Source organism: Streptomyces sp. NPDC026500, assembly GCF_055567635.1.
In genome coordinates this window covers 25,998-41,264 of the sequence record NZ_JBVHQB010000021.1, presented here as the reverse complement: position 1 = coordinate 41,264, position 15,267 = coordinate 25,998, and the positions used below count along the sequence as shown (strand labels likewise).

General features: G+C 69.6%; 13 protein-coding genes and 1 pseudogene. 3 read left to right on the top strand and 11 right to left on the bottom strand.

Annotation, left to right across the window (positions count from 1 at the left end; translation table 11 throughout):
• Nucleotides 1–131: 131 nt before the first annotated feature.
• Nucleotides 132–425, top strand: a pseudogene (locus tag ACZ4N5_RS31705) (ester cyclase); the annotation flags it as partial.
• Nucleotides 426–701: 276 nt separating this feature from the next.
• On the opposite strand, the gene groL reads toward ACZ4N5_RS31705, so the two are convergent.
• The 4 genes from groL to ACZ4N5_RS31685 form a co-directional block, all read right to left on the bottom strand.
• Nucleotides 702–2,327: a chaperonin GroEL gene (gene groL, locus ACZ4N5_RS31700; protein WP_355844042.1), complete on the bottom strand. Its 1,626-nt coding sequence runs from the start codon at nt 2,325–2,327 to the stop codon at nt 702–704.
• A gap of 155 nt (nt 2,328–2,482) precedes the next feature.
• Entirely contained in the window at nt 2,483–2,791 is a 309-nt protein-coding gene (groES, locus tag ACZ4N5_RS31695) for a co-chaperone GroES (RefSeq protein WP_261705370.1), read from the bottom strand.
• Between the two features lie 264 nt (nt 2,792–3,055).
• On the bottom strand, nt 3,056–3,808 hold the full coding sequence (locus tag ACZ4N5_RS31690; protein WP_467760470.1) for a polysaccharide deacetylase family protein: 753 nt from the start codon (nt 3,806–3,808) through the stop codon (nt 3,056–3,058).
• Nucleotides 3,805–4,746: a polysaccharide deacetylase family protein gene (locus ACZ4N5_RS31685; RefSeq protein ID WP_467760469.1), complete on the bottom strand. Its 942-nt coding sequence runs from the start codon at nt 4,744–4,746 to the stop codon at nt 3,805–3,807. Before ACZ4N5_RS31685 ends, ACZ4N5_RS31690 begins: the two co-directional genes overlap by 4 nt.
• Nucleotides 4,747–4,837: 91 nt before the next feature.
• On the opposite strand from ACZ4N5_RS31685, the gene ACZ4N5_RS31680 reads away from it, so the two are divergent.
• Nucleotides 4,838–6,031, top strand: coding sequence for a THUMP-like domain-containing protein (locus ACZ4N5_RS31680; protein ID WP_467760468.1), 1,194 nt, complete (start codon nt 4,838–4,840; stop codon nt 6,029–6,031).
• Nucleotides 6,032–6,322: 291 nt separating this feature from the next.
• On the opposite strand, the gene ACZ4N5_RS31675 is transcribed toward ACZ4N5_RS31680, so the two are convergent.
• The 7 genes from ACZ4N5_RS31675 to ACZ4N5_RS31645 form a co-directional block, all read right to left on the bottom strand.
• Nucleotides 6,323–7,606 carry an RNA polymerase sigma factor gene (locus tag ACZ4N5_RS31675; RefSeq protein ID WP_467760467.1) on the bottom strand — a complete coding sequence of 428 codons (1,284 nt, stop codon included), beginning with the start codon at nt 7,604–7,606 and terminating at the stop codon, nt 6,323–6,325.
• A 136-nt stretch (nt 7,607–7,742) separates the two neighbouring features.
• Nucleotides 7,743–8,099 (bottom strand): YciI family protein, encoded by a 357-nt coding sequence (locus tag ACZ4N5_RS31670; protein WP_467760466.1) that lies wholly within the window; start codon nt 8,097–8,099, stop codon nt 7,743–7,745.
• 153 nt (nt 8,100–8,252) lie between these two features.
• Nucleotides 8,253–8,831 (bottom strand): Uma2 family endonuclease, encoded by a 579-nt coding sequence (locus ACZ4N5_RS31665; protein WP_467760465.1) that lies wholly within the window; start codon nt 8,829–8,831, stop codon nt 8,253–8,255.
• 59 nt (nt 8,832–8,890) lie between these two features.
• A complete protein-coding gene (locus ACZ4N5_RS31660) occupies nt 8,891–9,757 on the bottom strand; it encodes a hypothetical protein (RefSeq protein WP_467760464.1) in 867 nt (288 codons plus the stop codon).
• A gap of 281 nt (nt 9,758–10,038) precedes the next feature.
• Nucleotides 10,039–11,094 carry an LCP family protein gene (locus ACZ4N5_RS31655; RefSeq protein WP_467760463.1) on the bottom strand — a complete coding sequence of 352 codons (1,056 nt, stop codon included), beginning with the start codon at nt 11,092–11,094 and terminating at the stop codon, nt 10,039–10,041.
• Between the two features lie 106 nt (nt 11,095–11,200).
• Nucleotides 11,201–12,568 carry an endo-1,4-beta-xylanase gene (locus tag ACZ4N5_RS31650; protein WP_467760462.1) on the bottom strand — a complete coding sequence of 456 codons (1,368 nt, stop codon included), beginning with the start codon at nt 12,566–12,568 and terminating at the stop codon, nt 11,201–11,203.
• Between the two features lie 223 nt (nt 12,569–12,791).
• Nucleotides 12,792–13,820 carry a LacI family DNA-binding transcriptional regulator gene (locus ACZ4N5_RS31645; protein ID WP_467760461.1) on the bottom strand — a complete coding sequence of 343 codons (1,029 nt, stop codon included), beginning with the start codon at nt 13,818–13,820 and terminating at the stop codon, nt 12,792–12,794.
• 138 nt (nt 13,821–13,958) lie between these two features.
• On the opposite strand from ACZ4N5_RS31645, the gene ACZ4N5_RS31640 reads away from it, so the two are divergent.
• Entirely contained in the window at nt 13,959–15,266 is a 1,308-nt protein-coding gene (locus tag ACZ4N5_RS31640) for an ABC transporter substrate-binding protein (RefSeq protein WP_467760460.1), read from the top strand.
• The last annotated feature ends 1 nt before the right edge of the window (nt 15,267 follow it).

Genomic DNA, 15,267 nt, shown 5'->3' with positions numbered 1-15,267 from the left:
CGTGAGGCGCGCCGCGGATCACGGGGCGGACGCTCGCGTTGATCGTGCGGTGGGTGGTGTCGCCCCTCCGGTGGGAGGATTGGTGGTGATTCGACCGATTCAACCGGACCAGGGGAGCCGGAGGCGGCGCCATGACCTTCGTACAGCTGATTGACTGCAAAACCAGTCGGTTCGACGAGTTGAACCAGCTGATGGACACATGGGTCGAGAAGACCAACGGGAGACGGACCGCGACGCACAGCGTCATCGGCAAGGACCGCTCCGACGCGAACCACTTCGTGGAGATCGTGGAGTTCCCGTCGTACGAGGAAGCGATGAAGAACTCGAAGATGCCGGAGACCGAGCAGATCTTCCAGGAGATGGTGGCGCTCTGCGACGGGATGCCGACGTTCACGGACCTGGACGTGGTGCGCGACGACAAGCTCTGAGGGCGAGCGTCCGCATCTCCAGGTGAAGAGCGGATGTCGGCATACCTCGGAGAAGGAGATCGGCCGGCTCCGCGGAACAGCCCCGGAGAAGCGGGTCCGCCGACTCGGTGGAACAGCCTCGGAGAAGCAGGTCCGCCGGCTCCGCGGAAGAGACCTGCGGAACGGTCGCGGAACAGCCCCGTAGAACGCGGGAGGTCCCCGTTCCTGCCGGAACGGGGACCTCTTCACGTCGTCACGCCTCGGTGGGCGTGTCCGCACTCATGACGTCAAACGTCAGTGGGAGTGCCCGTGGCCGCCGTGCCCGGCGTCGCCCTCGTCCTCGGCCGGCTTCTCGACGACCAGGGTCTCGGTCGTGAGGAGCAGGGAGGCGATGGAGGCGGCGTTCTCCAGGGCGGAGCGGGTGACCTTGACCGGGTCGATGACGCCGGCCTTGACCAGGTCGCCGTACTCGCCGGTCGCGGCGTTGAAGCCCTGGCCCTTGTCGAGCTCGGCGACCTTGGCGGTGATGACGTAACCCTCCAGGCCGGAGTTCTCGGCGATCCAGCGCAGCGGCTCGACGGCGGCCTTGCGGACGACCGCGACACCCGTGGCCTCGTCGCCGGTCTTGCCGAGGTTGCCCTCGAGGATCTTCACGGCGTGGACGAGCGCGGAGCCACCACCGGAGACGATGCCCTCCTCGACCGCGGCGCGGGTCGCGGAGATGGCGTCCTCCAGACGGTGCTTCTTCTCCTTGAGCTCCACCTCGGTGGCGGCGCCGACCTTGATCACGCACACGCCGCCGGCCAGCTTCGCGAGGCGCTCCTGGAGCTTCTCGCGGTCCCAGTCGGAGTCGGTGTTCTCGATCTCGGCCTTGATCTGGTTGACGCGGCCGAGGACCTCGTCGGAGCTGCCGCCACCGTCGACGATGGTGGTGTCGTCCTTGGTGACGGTCACGCGGCGGGCGCTGCCCAGCACGTCCAGGCCGACCTGGTCGAGCTTGAGGCCGACCTCCTCGGCGATGACCTGACCACCGGTGAGGGTGGCGATGTCGCCGAGCATGGCCTTGCGGCGGTCACCGAAGCCGGGGGCCTTCACGGCGACGGCGTTGAACGTGCCGCGGATCTTGTTCACGACCAGGGTCGACAGGGCCTCGCCCTCGACGTCCTCGGCGATGATCAGCAGCGGCTTGGAGGCGTTCGACTGGATGACCTTCTCCAGCAGCGGCAGCAGGTCCTGGATGGAGCTGATCTTGCCCTGGTGGATGAGGATGTACGGGTCGTCGAGGACGGCCTCCATACGCTCCTGGTCGGACACCATGTACGGGGACAGGTAGCCCTTGTCGAAGGCCATGCCCTCGGTGAAGTCCAGCTCCAGACCGAAGGTGTTGGACTCCTCGACGGTGATGACACCGTCCTTGCCGACCTTGTCCATCGCCTCGGCGATGAGCTCGCCGACCTGGCTGTCCTGGGCGGAGAGCCCGGCCACGGCGGCGATGTCGGACTTGTCGTCGATCGGGCGGGCCGTCGCGAGGAGCTCCTCGGAGACGGCCTTGACCGCGGCGTCGATGCCCTTCTTCAGGAGGGCGGGCGACGCGCCGGCGGCGACGTTGCGCAGGCCCTCGCGGACGAGCGCCTGGGCGAGCACGGTGGCGGTGGTCGTACCGTCACCCGCGATGTCGTTGGTCTTGGTCGCCACCTCCTTCACCAGCTGCGCGCCGAGGTTCTCGAACGGGTCGTCGAGCTCGACCTCGCGGGCGATGGTCACGCCGTCGTTGGTGATGGTGGGGGCGCCGAACTTCTTGTCGATGACGACGTTGCGGCCCTTGGGGCCGATCGTCACCTTCACCGTGTCGGCAAGCTTGTTGACGCCGCGCTCAAGGGCGCGACGGGCGTCCTCGTCGAACTTCAGGATCTTCGCCATGGGAGCGGTTCAGCCCTCTCGGAAAACTTGGGAGAAACGAACGGCGCCCCCAGCGCCCGGTTCATCAAAGGTAGCGGGGGCCAGGGGCGCAGTTCACTGCAATGCTTGGTGCGGGGTTGTCCGGGGAATGACCCCGAACGCCCTTACCGGGTGAATTACTTCTCGATGATCGCGAGCACGTCGCGAGCCGAGAGGACGAGGTACTCCTCGCCGTTGTACTTCACCTCGGTGCCGCCGTACTTGCTGTAGAGCACGACGTCGCCGACGGTGACGTCGAGCGGAAGACGGTTACCGTCCTCGAAGCGACCCGGACCCACGGCAAGGACGACGCCCTCCTGGGGCTTCTCCTTGGCGGTGTCCGGGATGACCAGGCCAGAGGCCGTGGTCTGCTCGGCGTCGAGCGGCTGGACCACAATGCGGTCCTCGAGCGGCTTGATGGCAACCTTGGAGCTGGTGGTCGTCACGATCCGACCTCCCCCTTCGGAGATCTCACGGGGTTAACTGTCTGAGGTGGCGACCAGGTGGATCCGTCGTCGCGGGTGCCGGATCTGCCTGTCGCTATTGGCACTCTCCATGGGGGAGTGCCAGACCTGAGACTATGACTGCGATTAGCACTCGGTCAAGCGGAGTGCCAAAGGCGTCGGCGTGGCGTGACCCCAACGGCGTCGGACCCCGCCGAACGGCGGCCCCCTGGAGGCCGTTCTCCAGCCGCACCGAACGGCGGCCCCTCAGAGGTAGTTCTCCAGTCGCGCCGGAGTGAAGCCCTCCCGCTGGATCCGGCGGAGCAGCCGGAGCGTGGCGTCCGTGAGATTGGGTTCGCCGAAGTCGGCGAGGATGTCGCCCGGCCGGAGCCGGTGCGCGTCGGCCGCCCGGCCGAGGACGACGGCGGCGACCCCGCAGTCGGCGGCGGCCCGCAGGGTGGTCTCGTCGTACCGGCCGTAGGGGGGCCGCAGCAGCCGGGGCCGGATGCCGAAGCGCCGTCTGAGCTTGTCCTGTTGCCCGCAGATCTCGGCGCGCTGGCCGGCGTACGGCAGACCGCGCAGGGAGGCGTGGTCGAGGGTGTGGTTCTGGACGCTCGCGCCGACCGCCCGCAGCCGGGCGAAGTGCCCGTACCCCGGCCCGACGACACTGTCCGTGAGGAACACGCTGACCGGCAGCCGCAGTTCGCGGACCATGTCGACGAACCGCGGATCGCGCTCAGCCCCGTCGTCGTACGTCAGGAAGACCACCTTGTCGCGGGTGCGCACATGGTCCACGACGGGCGGAAGTCCCCGACCCGCGGTGCGCGCGGCGGTCCGGGCGGGCACTTTCGGCGCCGGGGCGAGCGGGCTGGCCAGACCCCAGCGGCGGTACGCCGACTCCTGCGGACGCACCCGCTGGGCCGCCTTCTTGCCGAGCCGCTCGATGGGGTCGACGGACTGCGCGCAGCCGCTGAGCAGCACCGCCACGAGCAGCCCGGCGGCCGGCACCCGCACCCTCACAGGTAGTCCTCCAGGCGCGCGACCGCGTACCCCTTGGCCGTGACCGTCCTCAGGAAGCGGCGGACCATGTCGGGCATGGTGCCCTTCCAGTCCTCGCGCCCCCGGAAGTGGGTGAGGACGATGTCGCCGGGATGCAGGTCCCGGTCCTCCTCGCGGTACTCCCAGTGGTCGACGAACACTTCCTCGTCCCAGATGGGCGCGTACTTGATGCCGCAGGACTTGGCGGCGCGCAGGGTGTCCTGGTCGTAGTTGCCGTACGGCGGGCGGAAGACGGTCGGGCGCCTGCCGAACTCCTTCTCCATCACGCCCTGCATGCCGCAGATCTCGTGCTTCTGCCGCTCGTACGACAGGGCGGGCAGATAGAGGTGGTGCAGCGTGTGGTTGTTGAGGGTGATGCCGCGGTCGCGCATCTTCCGGAAGTACCCGTAGTCGTCCCTGACGAGGTAGTCGCTGAGGAAGGCGGTGTACGGGATCTTCAGGTCGCTCATCATCCGCAGGAACGCGGGGTCCTTCTCATCCCCGTCGTCGACGGTGAGGAAGACGACCTTGTCCTTGGTGGGGACGGTCGTGAAGACCGGCGGCAGTCTCAGCTCCTCCTGGTCGTCCACCTCGAACCCCTTGCGGGGCCCGATGACCGGCTTCCTGGCGGGCGGCGCCGGGGGTGTCAGCGGCACCTCGGCCAGCCCCCAGCGCCTGGCGACGGCGGCGCGCCGGACCTGCGCCACGCGGAGCCGGGAGGCGTACCCGGCGAGGGCGCGGGCGGGGGGCGCCTGGAGCCCGACCAGAGGGCCGTGGGCCGGCTTGGCTCCGTCGGCGCCTGCTCCGGAACCGGTCTCGGCACAGCCGGAGACGAGGAGGGCGAGGGCGAGCACGCCGACTCCCCAGCACGCACCGGCCCCGTTTGCGCCGTTTTTATCATTTTGTCGTACGGGTCGCATGGAGCCGGATCCTCCCAGGTCACCGCCCCCGCGAAGGCCCCGACACCGCCGCCGGAAGCACACCGTCCACCGACTGGCCCACAATGGCCAGGTGAACGACGTCTCCTTCGCCCCCCTCCTCACCGACGAGGGCCGCGCCCTGCTCGACGAGGTCCGCGCCACCGAACCGGCACAGGAACTGGCCGTCGCCACCCGGCTGCGCCGCGAGCACCCCGCCGAACTGGTCTCGGCGGCCCTCGGACAGGCACGGCTGCGGCAGCGGGCGGCGGCGAAGTTCGGGGCAGAGGACGCCGGACGGATGTTCTTCACCCCGAACGGGGTCGAGCAGTCCACCCGGACGACCGTGGCGGCACACCGCGCCGAGCGGCTGCGCGCGCTGGGGGTCCGCTCCGTCGCCGACCTCTGCTGCGGCATCGGCGGCGACGCCATCGCGCTGGCCCGCGCCGGAATCCGCGTCCTCGCCGTCGACCACGATCCGCTGACGGCCAGCGCCGCCCGGGCGAACGCCGACGCGCTGGGGCTCGCGGACCTGATCGAGGTGCGCGAGACGGATGTGACGCAGGTGGACACCTCGTCGTACGACGCCGTCTTCGTGGACCCGGCGCGCCGGGGCGGCCGAGGCCGGATCTTCGACCCGGAGGGGTACTCGCCGCCGCTGTCCTGGGCGGTCGGGGCTGCCCTGCGGGCTCCGATCGCCGCCCTGAAGATCGCCCCCGGCATCCCGCACGAGGCGATCCCCGCGGAGGCGGAGGCCGAATGGATCTCGGACGGCGGGGACGTGAAGGAGGCGGTGCTGTGGTTCGGCACGGAGCCGGGCCTGGTACGCGCCACCCTGCTGCCCGGACCACGCGAACTGCGCGGACGCGCGCTGCCGGATCCGGCTGTGCGAGCGGTCGGACGCTATCTGTACGAGCCGGACGGCGCCGTCATCCGCGCACACCTCGTCGCCGAGGTGGCCGAGGACCTGGACGGCGGGCTGGTCGACGAGACGATCGCCTACATCACCGCGGACGAACTGCGCCCGACACCGTACGCCTCCGCCTACGAGATCACCGATCAACTCCACTTCAATATGAAGAAGTTGAAGGCCCTGCTCCGGGAGCGGGAGGTCGGCGTCCTGACCGTGAAGAAGCGCGGGTCGGCCGTCGAGCCGGAGGAGCTGCGGCGGAAGGTGAAGCCGCGGGGCCCCCGGTCCGCGACGGTGTTCCTGACCCGGGTGGCGGGCGCCCCGACCATGCTGGTGGGGGCACCCGCACAGCCGCCTACTGCTGGTGGCGGGTACTGAGCGCACCGAGGTCCGGCTCGGCGACGGGCCGCGGCGCCGAACCGGTCCGCACCGCCGGAGCACCCGCGGCCGATCCGGCCGAGGAGTACGAACTCGCCATCGGCGCCACACCGTTGTAGTACGGCGCGTACGTCCACTGGCTGCTGCTCGCGCTGACCGCCGCACCCGCGTGTTCCCGGTCCAGCGGGACGCGGCGATGTTGCTGCCGTGGACGTCGGCGCCCCAGACCCGGCGACGGCGTTCCTGGGCCCCATGCTGATCGCGTTGGGAACGGGGATACCGAACGGAACTTCACGAACTCCGCAGCTCACGGGCCCGTGCCGTCAGCAGTTCCCGCTCCCGCTCGTTGCGCGCCAGCGCCGCCGCCCGCTCGAACTCCGCCCGCGCCTGCGCCGTACGTCCCAGCCGCGCGAGCAGGTCACCGCGCACGCTCGGCAGCAAGTGGTAGTCGCGCAGGGCGGGTTCCTCGGCGAGGGCGTCCACGATCTCCAGGGCTTGGCCGGGTCCATCAGCCATGGAGACGGCCACGGCACGGTTCAGCTCGACGACCGGAGAGGGCGTGCGGGCCGCCAGCAGGCCGTACAGGGTGGCGATCCGCCGCCAGTCCGTGTCCTCGTAGGCGTAGGCCTGCGCGTGGCAGGCGGCGATGGTGGCTTGGAGGACATACGGCCCCGGGCTGCCGGTGGCGACTGCGTTGGCGCGGCCCAGCGCGGTGAAGCCGCGGCGGATCAGCATGCGGTTCCAGCGGCGACGTTGCTGGTCCCTGAGGAGGACGGGTTCGCCGTCGGGCCCGGTGCGGGCGGCCGCCCGGGACTCCTGGAGTTCCAGCAGGGCGGCGAGACCGTGCACCTCGGGCTCCTTGGGCATCAGCTCGGCGAGCACCCGGGCCAACCGGAGCGCGTCCTCGCAGAGCGCCGGACGGAGCAGGTCGTCGCCGGCCGTGGCCGCGTACCCCTCGTTGAAGACGAGATAGATGACCTCCAGTACGGACCCGAGCCGGGCTTCGCGGTCGGGGCCGTACGGCACCTCGAAGGCGACCCCCTTCGTCGCCAGCGTCCGCTTGGCCCGCACGATGCGCTGGGCGATCGTCGCCTCCGGGACGAGGAAGGCGCGGGCGATCTCGGACGTCGTCAGGCCGCCGAGGAGCCGCAGCGTCAGCGCGATGCGGGCCTCGGCGGACAGGACGGGATGGCAGGCGGTGAAGACGAGGCGGAGCAGGTCGTCGTCGATGTCGTCCGGGTCGGCGGGTTCGTCGATGTGGTGCGGCGCGGACAGCGAGAGGTCCCGCCCGACCTCCGCCAGCTTGTGCGCGTAGCGCTCCCGGCGGCGTACGAGGTCGATCGCCCGGTGCTTGGCCGTGGCCGTCAGCCAGGCGCCGGGATTGTCCGGCACGCCGTCCCGCGGCCACTGCTCCAGCGCCGCGACCAGGGCGTCCTGGGCGAGTTCCTCGGCGATGCCGACGTCACGGACGATCCGGGCGACGCCCGCGATGATGCGCGGGGACTCGATACGGAAGATGGTCTCGACGGCCGTGTCGACACCGTCTGCGGGTGCTCGGGTGGGCTGCTGTTCCACAGTTCACCATCAGACACCCGCGGCGGCGTCAGGCCAAGGAGACCACTCGGGCCGTGGGGACCGCTCGCACCGAGGGGCCCATTCAGACCGTGTGGACCGCTCAGGCCGCAGGGACCGCTCAGGCCGAGGAGAGCACTCAGCCCCCGGCGATCTCCCGCACCTCGCAGGTGACCGTCCAGAACTCCTCGTGCGTCTTCAGGAACCGCTTGGTCCACTCCACGGCCTCGTCCATGTCCTTGCACTGCATGATCGCGTAGCCGCCGACGACCTCCTTGGACTCGGTGAAGGGACCGTCGGTGACGGACAGCTGCCCGCCCGACCAGTGGACGCGCTTGCCCTGCGCGGTGGGCGTGAGGCCATCGGTCTCGAGCATGACGCCCGCCTTGGTGATCTCCTCGATGAGCTCGCCCATCCGCTGCATCAGTTCGGGGCTTGGACCCTCGGCGGGCGCGGTGCTCTCGTCGATCTGGACCAGCGAAAGATAGCGGGGCATGGTGACTCCTCGTGTCTGTGGTGCCTCGGAGGCGGGGCTTCTCCCTGCCTCTCACCCGTGCGTCGAACAGGAGACACCTGTTTCGACACCGTCCCCGGATTTCTTTGATTTCTTTCTCCGCGCGGGGTCGGACGGGTCAATCGAGGCATCGGGTCAGTCGGCGAAGTCCTTGAGCTTCTGTGTGTCCAGCGTGAACCCGACCGGATCCGGCAGCTCGATCGCCGCTCCGAACGCCCGGGTGGTGAGAGAGCGGTAGACGCCCCCCTCGGGGTCGCAGTGCACGGTCACACTGTCCGTGTCCCGGTCGACGAGGAGGTAGACGGGGATGCCGGCGGCCGCATATCCGTCGGGCTTCTCGATCCGGTCGCGCCGGTCGGCGTCCCGGTCGTGCGAGGTGACCTCGACGACCATCAGGACACCCGCGGGCTCGGACCACTCGCCCTTTCCGGCGAAGTACTCCTCGGGCGCCAGGACCCCGTCCGGCTTGGCCCGCCCCTTGCGGTATGCCTCGACCTTCAACCCTTGCTCCAGATAGAGGAACAGGTCAGGCCGGTGCTGCATGCACCGCTTGAGGAGCCAGGCGACGATCTCGCCGTGATTGCCGTCCGGCATGGGCTTGACCACGACCTTTCCGTTGATGAACTCCAGCCGCACAAGTTCGGGCGCGTTGCGGGCGAGCTCCTCGAACTCCTCGACGAGCATCTGGGGCCGGTCGGACGTGCTGGGGGTCATTGCGTCACCTCCTCCCGTCCATCCTGCCCCGGCCACGGGCGGACCGTGCTGCAAGGTCGTCATGCGCCTGCTCCTTTCCCGGTTTTCTCCGTGCGGGTCCCGGTACGCAGAGCGGCGCGCAGCCGTCCGGCATGGGCGCGCACCTCATGCGCCGCGAGCACGGGCCGCCCGCCCCAGCACGCCCCGCACAACCCGCCCCGCAGCTCGACACCGTCCCCGCCCGGCTCCCCGCACGCAGTGCAGACCACCTCGTAGCGGGGCGCCGGTGGCTGCGGCTCGGGCCGCGGGGGCAGCTTGGCGAGAAGCCGGGCGCGTACGAAGGCGTACGCGTGGGCCACCCGCTCCGGGAGCCCCGCCGTCAGCGCCTGGACGAGCTGTGGCTCACCCGCGCCCCGCGCGAACCACTCGGCGGCCTCCTCCTCCAGTGCCGCGCACTCCCCCGCCGACAGCGTCAAGCGGGCGTCGATCCGGCCGAGCCGCGCCAGCACGCTGTACGCCGTCGAGCGCGCCGCCTGCGCCGGGGGCCGCTCGGTCACGGGCGTCTCCCCAGCGAGGAAGGAATTCCACCAGGCGTCGTCGTGAGCGGTGCGCGAGAAGAAGGTGTGCCAGACCCAGCGGGGGCAGCCGTCGACGGTGACGGGGCGGCGCACCCTGCGCAAATGGCCTGCCGCGGAGAGGTTGTTGAGGGCGGTGGAGAGGGCGCACTGGCCGTACGGGAGGTGCTTGGCGAGGGTCTTGATCGAGAGGTCGGACTCGTCGGCGAGCCGGTCGATGTACGTCGCGATCGACGCCTCGCGAGTGGGCAGATGTACGAACTCCCGACCCGTACGTGGGGTTTGGTCGGGCGCCGACCTTTTTCCATAGCCCGGGTTGGCCAGGGGATGGGCGGACGGGCGCGGGGCAGCACTAGGCTGGGTGACAGCCATGGATCGACTCGCTTTCGATCAACGTGGTCAGACCCCCGCGCGGTGCGCCAACACCCACGGGGGTCGAAGTTTTCCCGGCGCACGCTACACGTCTGCCACGCTCCGCCGCGACCCGATCACGAAAAGTCATATCCCCTGGCCCGGACGGCACTTCGGCCGTCGGCAAGGGAGGGAGGGTGGGTTGGACCTCCCGCCCATTCCATACAGAAGAGGCTCGAATCCCGACCCCCGAAGCTCAAGTGCCGCGGATCTTCTCCCCGGGTGTCACCTGAGTCGTGGCGTCACTTGATCGAGGCCCACAGATCGCTCGCCTCCGGCTCGTTCGCGACCACTCGGTTGTGGTCCGAGGGGGCCGCCACCACCGGCATCATCACCGTCGTGACCGCGTCGGAGGAGAGGGACTTCAGGCTCTGGCCGAGTTTCGTCAACTCGCCGAGCGAGTCCAGCCCGGTGTCCGTCGTGAGGCTGCCGGTGACCGCGTTCGCCACGTTGTAGAGCTTGGCCGGGTCGGTGAGCAGGCCGGCCGACGAGATCTGCGCCAACAGAGCTTTCACAAGCTTCTGTTGGAGCCCTATGCGGCCCAGGTCGCTGCCGTCGCCTATACCGTGCCGGGTACGGGCGAGCGCCAGCGCCTGCGTGCCGTCGAGGTGGTGTTCGCCGGCGGCGAGGTGCAGATGGCTCTTGTCGTCGTCGATGTTCTCGTCCGTGGTGACCGTGACACCGCCGAGCGCGTCCACGAGGGCCGCGAAGCCGGAGAAGTCGATCTCGATGTAGTGGTCCATGCGGACATCGGTCAGGGACTCGACCGTCTTCACCGCGCAGACCGGGCCGCCGATCGAATAGGCGCTGTTGAACATCGCGTTGTACGCCACCGCCGTCGTCCCCCCGGAGGAGGTGGGGCAGGCCGGCCGGGTCACCAGGGTGTCCCGGGGGATGCTCACCACGGTCGCCCGGGTGCGTCCCGCGTCTATGTGCACGACCATCGCCGTGTCGGAACGGGCGCCGGAGCTGTCGCCGCCGCCGAGCTTCGCGTTCGCCTTGCCGCTGCGCGAGTCGGAGCCGAGGACCAGGATGTTGAGGGCGCCGCTGGGCAGCGGGGAGGCCGACGCGGACGCCTGGGACGAGGGCGTCGACACGGCCTTCGCCGGACGGTCGTCGCCGAGCGCGCTGTTGATGTCGACGCTCTTGATGTTCTGGTTCAGATGCCAGTAGGCCCAGCCCGCCGTGCCGACGCCCAGCACCAGCACTCCTGCCAGGGTGAAGCCGACGGCCTTCAGTATCCGCGACCGCCGGCCCACCGGCCCGACCCCGCCCCCGCCCTCTTTGTGTCCCGTCACGAGGAGGAACGTAAGTCCGAAATATTACGAGCGGAGGTTCGATGTGACGTTTCTTCGAAAACTCTCACGCTTCTCAGAACGACCTCACACCGGCCTCAGTGCAACCTCAGCCCAGCGTCACTGTCGGTACCAGATTGCTGCCGCTCCAGGAGGCGTTGAACCCGAACGTCACCGAACCGCCGTCCGGGACGGACCCGTTGTAGGAGGCGTTGGCACAACTCACCGCCGTGCCGGTCTGGGTGCAGGTCGCGTTCCAGGCCTGGGTGATCCGCTGGCCCGCGCCGTACGTCCAGTTCACCTTCCACGACGCCAGCGCGGCCCCGGAGCACGCGATGCGCACCTGCCCCGTGAACCCGGTGTTCCACTGGCTCTGGACGCTGTACGTCGCCGTGCACGCGCCCGTGGGCGGCGGTGTCGAGGTTCCGCCGCCGAGCGAGGTGGCGATGGCGTTGTACGCCGGTTTGGGCGCGTAGTTCTCGTCGTACGGTGTCGCCGCGCCGTAGCCCGAGAAGACGTCCGGGATCCAGGAGTCGGAGTCGGTGAAGCCCCAGACGGTCACGCCGTAGCAGCGGGTCACCGCGACACAGGCGTCGAACACGGCCTTGTAGTCGGCGGCCTGCTGAGTCAACTTGGTGCTGTCGGAGGGAAGTTGCATCCGGATGTCCAGCTCCGTGATCGCGACGTCGACACCGAGGTCGGCGAAGCGCTGGATGTTCTGCTGGAGGGTGCCGGGAACCTGGCCGAGGATGAGGTGGGCCTGGAGGCCGACGCCGTCGATCGGGACGCCGCGCGCCTTGAGGGACTTGACCAGGTTGTAGAGGGCGGTGCTCTTCGCGTTGACGCCCTCGACGTTGTAGTCGTTGATGTAGAGCTTGGCGCTCGGGTCGGCGGCGTGCGCCCAGGTCAGCGCCTGCGCGATGTAGTCGGCGCCGAGGCCGTTGTACCAGAGGGTCGAGCGGTAGGTGCCGTCCTCGTTGAAGGGCTCGTTGACGACGTCCCAGGCGGCCAGTTTCCCCTTGTAGCGGGTGACTTCGGTGGTGATGTGGTCCTGGAGCAGGCCGCTCAGCTCGGCGGTCGTCCAGGTACCGTTCGTCAGCCAGCTCGGGTTCTGGCTGTGCCAGACCAGGGTGTGACCGCGCACCTGCTGGTTGTGGGCCTGCGCGAACGCGACGATCTGGTCGGCCTCGGACCAGTTGAAGCTGCCCCGGGTGGGCTCGACAGTGCCCCATTTCATGGCGTTGCCCGGCGTCAGCGAGTTGAACTGGGCCCCGGCGATGTCGCCGTATGTCCCCGTCAGCTTGGAGCCGGTGACCGCGGTGCCGATGACCTTGCCCTTGGCGGCGGCGAGGTCGCGCAGCGGGGCGTCGGCGGCGTGCGCCGTCGTACCGGCCGCGAGCAGGGCGCCCACGGTCACGAGTCCTGCGAACAGGGCGGCGACGCTGCGGCGTAAGGGGCGGGTTCTGGAGGTTCTCATGGCGGGTGCCTCCGAAAGTTTCGGTCGTATAACCGATTGACTTCGCAGGAGTGTGGAGGGGGATGCCCCACCCGTCAATACGGCCCCCCGGCCGACTTCGAGCCGATCCGGCCACCTCGGCCCCAAGCCGCACCCGGCACCGCACGGACACACAGGCCACGCGAACAACCCGGGCCACGGACGGACACCCCACCCCGCGACCCGCCCGCCGGCGGCGCACCCCTCACGCCGGAGGCGCCCCCGTGCTGCTGCGCACGACCAGGCTCGTCGCCAGTTCCATCCTTGTCCCGGCCGACGGCCTTTCCTGGCGGCTCAGGTCGAGCACCAGCTTCGCCGCCGCCTCGGCCATCTCCGTCAGCGGCTGCCGTACGGTCGTCAGCGGCGGCCCCACCCAGCGCGCCACCGGCAGATCGTCGAAGCCGACGACGCTCAGGTCCTCGGGAATGCGCAGCCCCAGCTCGCGGGCCGCCTCGTAGAGGCCGAGCGCCTGGAGATCGTTGCCGGCGAAGACGGCCGTGGGCCGGTCGGGACGGCGCAGCAGGTCGAGGCCGATCCGGCGGCCGGCCTCGTGGTGGAAGTCTCCGGCGACGATCAGCGAGGGGTCGACCGGCAGCCCGGCCGTCTCCAGCGCCGCACGGTAGCCGTCGACCCGCGCCCGGCTGCACATCATCCGTGACGGCCCGCTGATGGCGCCGATCCGGGTGTGGCCGAGTTCGACGAGGTGGCGGGTGGCGGCGAGGCCGCCCTGCCAGTTGGTGGCGCCGATGGAGGGCACGTCGACTCCGGGGTCGCCCGCGGGATCCATCACCACGAACGGGATGGACCTGCTGTTCAGCAGGGCACGCTGGGAGTCGTCGAGGCCCGAGAGGACGAGCACCACGCCGTGCGGTCGGCGGGCGGCGACCTGGTCGGCCCAGGTCCGGCCGGGGGTGAGCCGCCCGGCGGACTCGGAGAGCACCACGCTGAGGCCGGCCTCCCTGGCGACGTTCTCCACACCCCGGATGACCTCCATCGCCCAGGCGCTCTCCAGTTCGTGGAAGACCAGGTCGATCAGCGGCGAGCGGGAGGCCTCGGCCCGGCGGCGACGGTAGCCGTAGGCGTGCAGCAGCTCCTCGACGCGGGAGCGGGTCGCGGGGGCGACGTCGGCGCGACCGTTGAGGACTTTCGAAACAGTCGGAGCCGAAACGCCGGCCTCCCGGGCGATCTCGGCCAGCGTCGCCGTCTGTGGTTCTGCGGACTTCCCAGGCTTCATGGCGGCGATCGTATATCTGCGCGACCCCTTGACGGGCCCATCGGATCGTCTTACCTTCCCGGAACATTCGAAAAATAACTCGAAACATTCGCGATGGATCATCGCCGATCCTTCGCGCCTACCGAAAGGTGCCGTCCTATGGAGTCCCACAGCAGACGTTGGTTCCTCGGCGCGGGCACGGCCGCGCTGGCCTCTGTCGGCGGGCTCACCGCCTGCGGCTCCGGCAGCGGCTCGAGCGCCGACGGGACGCTCACCGCGTTCGTATACGGTGACGACGCGGCGAAGATCCAGGTCAAGTCCGTGAACCGGTTCAACGCGTCGGCCGCCGCGAAGAAGGCCAAGGGCACGATCAAGCTCCAGAAGGTGCCCGCCACCGACTACCCGGCCAAGCTGCGCACGGCCATGGGCTCGCCCAACGCCCCCGACGTGTTCTTCAACTGGGGCGGCGGCTCCATCAAGGCCTACCGGGAGGCCGGCCAGCTCGTCGACCTGACCGATGTCATCGCGTCCGACTCCGTGCTCAAGAGCGGTTTCCTGCCGTCGGTGCTGGCGTCGGGCGGACTGGACGGCAAGAACTACGGCGTGCCGATGCGTGGCATGCAGCCCGTGATCCTCTTCTACAACAAGACCGTCTTCGAGGAGCACAAGCTCCAGCCGCCCACCACCTGGGACCAGTTGCTGGACATCAACACCAAGCTGAAGAAGGCGGGCATCACGCCGTTCGCCCTGGGCGGAGCGGACATCTGGCCCGAGCTGATGTGGCTGGAGTACCTGGTCGACCGGATCGGCGGCCCCCAGGTCTTCGAAAAGATCAAGAACGGTGACGCCACCGCCTGGGGCGACCCTGCCGTCCTCAAGGCCGCCCAGACGGTCAAGCAACTGATCGACGACGGCGCCTTCGGCAAGGGCTACAGCTCGGTGGGTTACGGCAACGGCGGCGCTCCCGCGGTCTTCGCCAAGGGCAAGGCCGCGATGCATCTGATGGGTTCGTGGGAGTACTCCACGCAGCTCGGCAAGTTCCCCGACTTCGCCAAGAAGAACCTGGGCTGGTGCGCCTTCCCGCAGATCGAGGGCGGCGCCGGCGACATCCGTAACGTGGTCGGCAACCCGACCAACTACTGGTCGGTGAATGCCCGTACCTCCAACAAGGACGCGGCGATCGCCTTCCTGCGGGACTCCGCCTCCCTCGCGTACACGAAGGAACTCATAGCCAACGGTGACGTCCCGGCCACCTCGAACGCGGCGACCCTCCTGGACGCCTCGCCGAACCCGGAGTTCGCCAAGTTCCAGTACCAGATGGTGCAGAAGGCCCCCGCGTTCACGCTGAGCTGGGACCAGGCGGTCGACCCGGACGTGTCGACCCCGATGCTCACCGAGGTCAACAAGCTGTTCGTGGGCAAGTCCTCGCCGACGCAGTTCGTGTCGGCGCTCAAGGAGCTGAAGTGAG

Excerpts from the sequence above, each read along its gene's own strand:
- groL (WP_355844042.1), bottom strand. The coding sequence starts at position 2,327 with ATGGCGAAGATCCTGAAGTTCGACGAGGACGCCCGTCGCGCCCTTGAG.
- ACZ4N5_RS31685 (WP_467760469.1), bottom strand. The coding sequence starts at position 4,746 with ATGCGACCCGTACGACAAAATGATAAAAACGGCGCAAACGGGGCCGGT.
- ACZ4N5_RS31670 (WP_467760466.1), bottom strand. The coding sequence starts at position 8,099 with ATGCCCCGCTATCTTTCGCTGGTCCAGATCGACGAGAGCACCGCGCCC.
- ACZ4N5_RS31665 (WP_467760465.1), bottom strand. The coding sequence starts at position 8,831 with ATGACCCCCAGCACGTCCGACCGGCCCCAGATGCTCGTCGAGGAGTTC.
- ACZ4N5_RS31660 (WP_467760464.1), bottom strand. The coding sequence starts at position 9,757 with ATGGCTGTCACCCAGCCTAGTGCTGCCCCGCGCCCGTCCGCCCATCCC.
- ACZ4N5_RS31650 (WP_467760462.1), bottom strand. The coding sequence starts at position 12,568 with ATGAGAACCTCCAGAACCCGCCCCTTACGCCGCAGCGTCGCCGCCCTG.
- ACZ4N5_RS31645 (WP_467760461.1), bottom strand. The coding sequence starts at position 13,820 with ATGAAGCCTGGGAAGTCCGCAGAACCACAGACGGCGACGCTGGCCGAG.
- ACZ4N5_RS31640 (WP_467760460.1), top strand. The coding sequence starts at position 13,959 with ATGGAGTCCCACAGCAGACGTTGGTTCCTCGGCGCGGGCACGGCCGCG.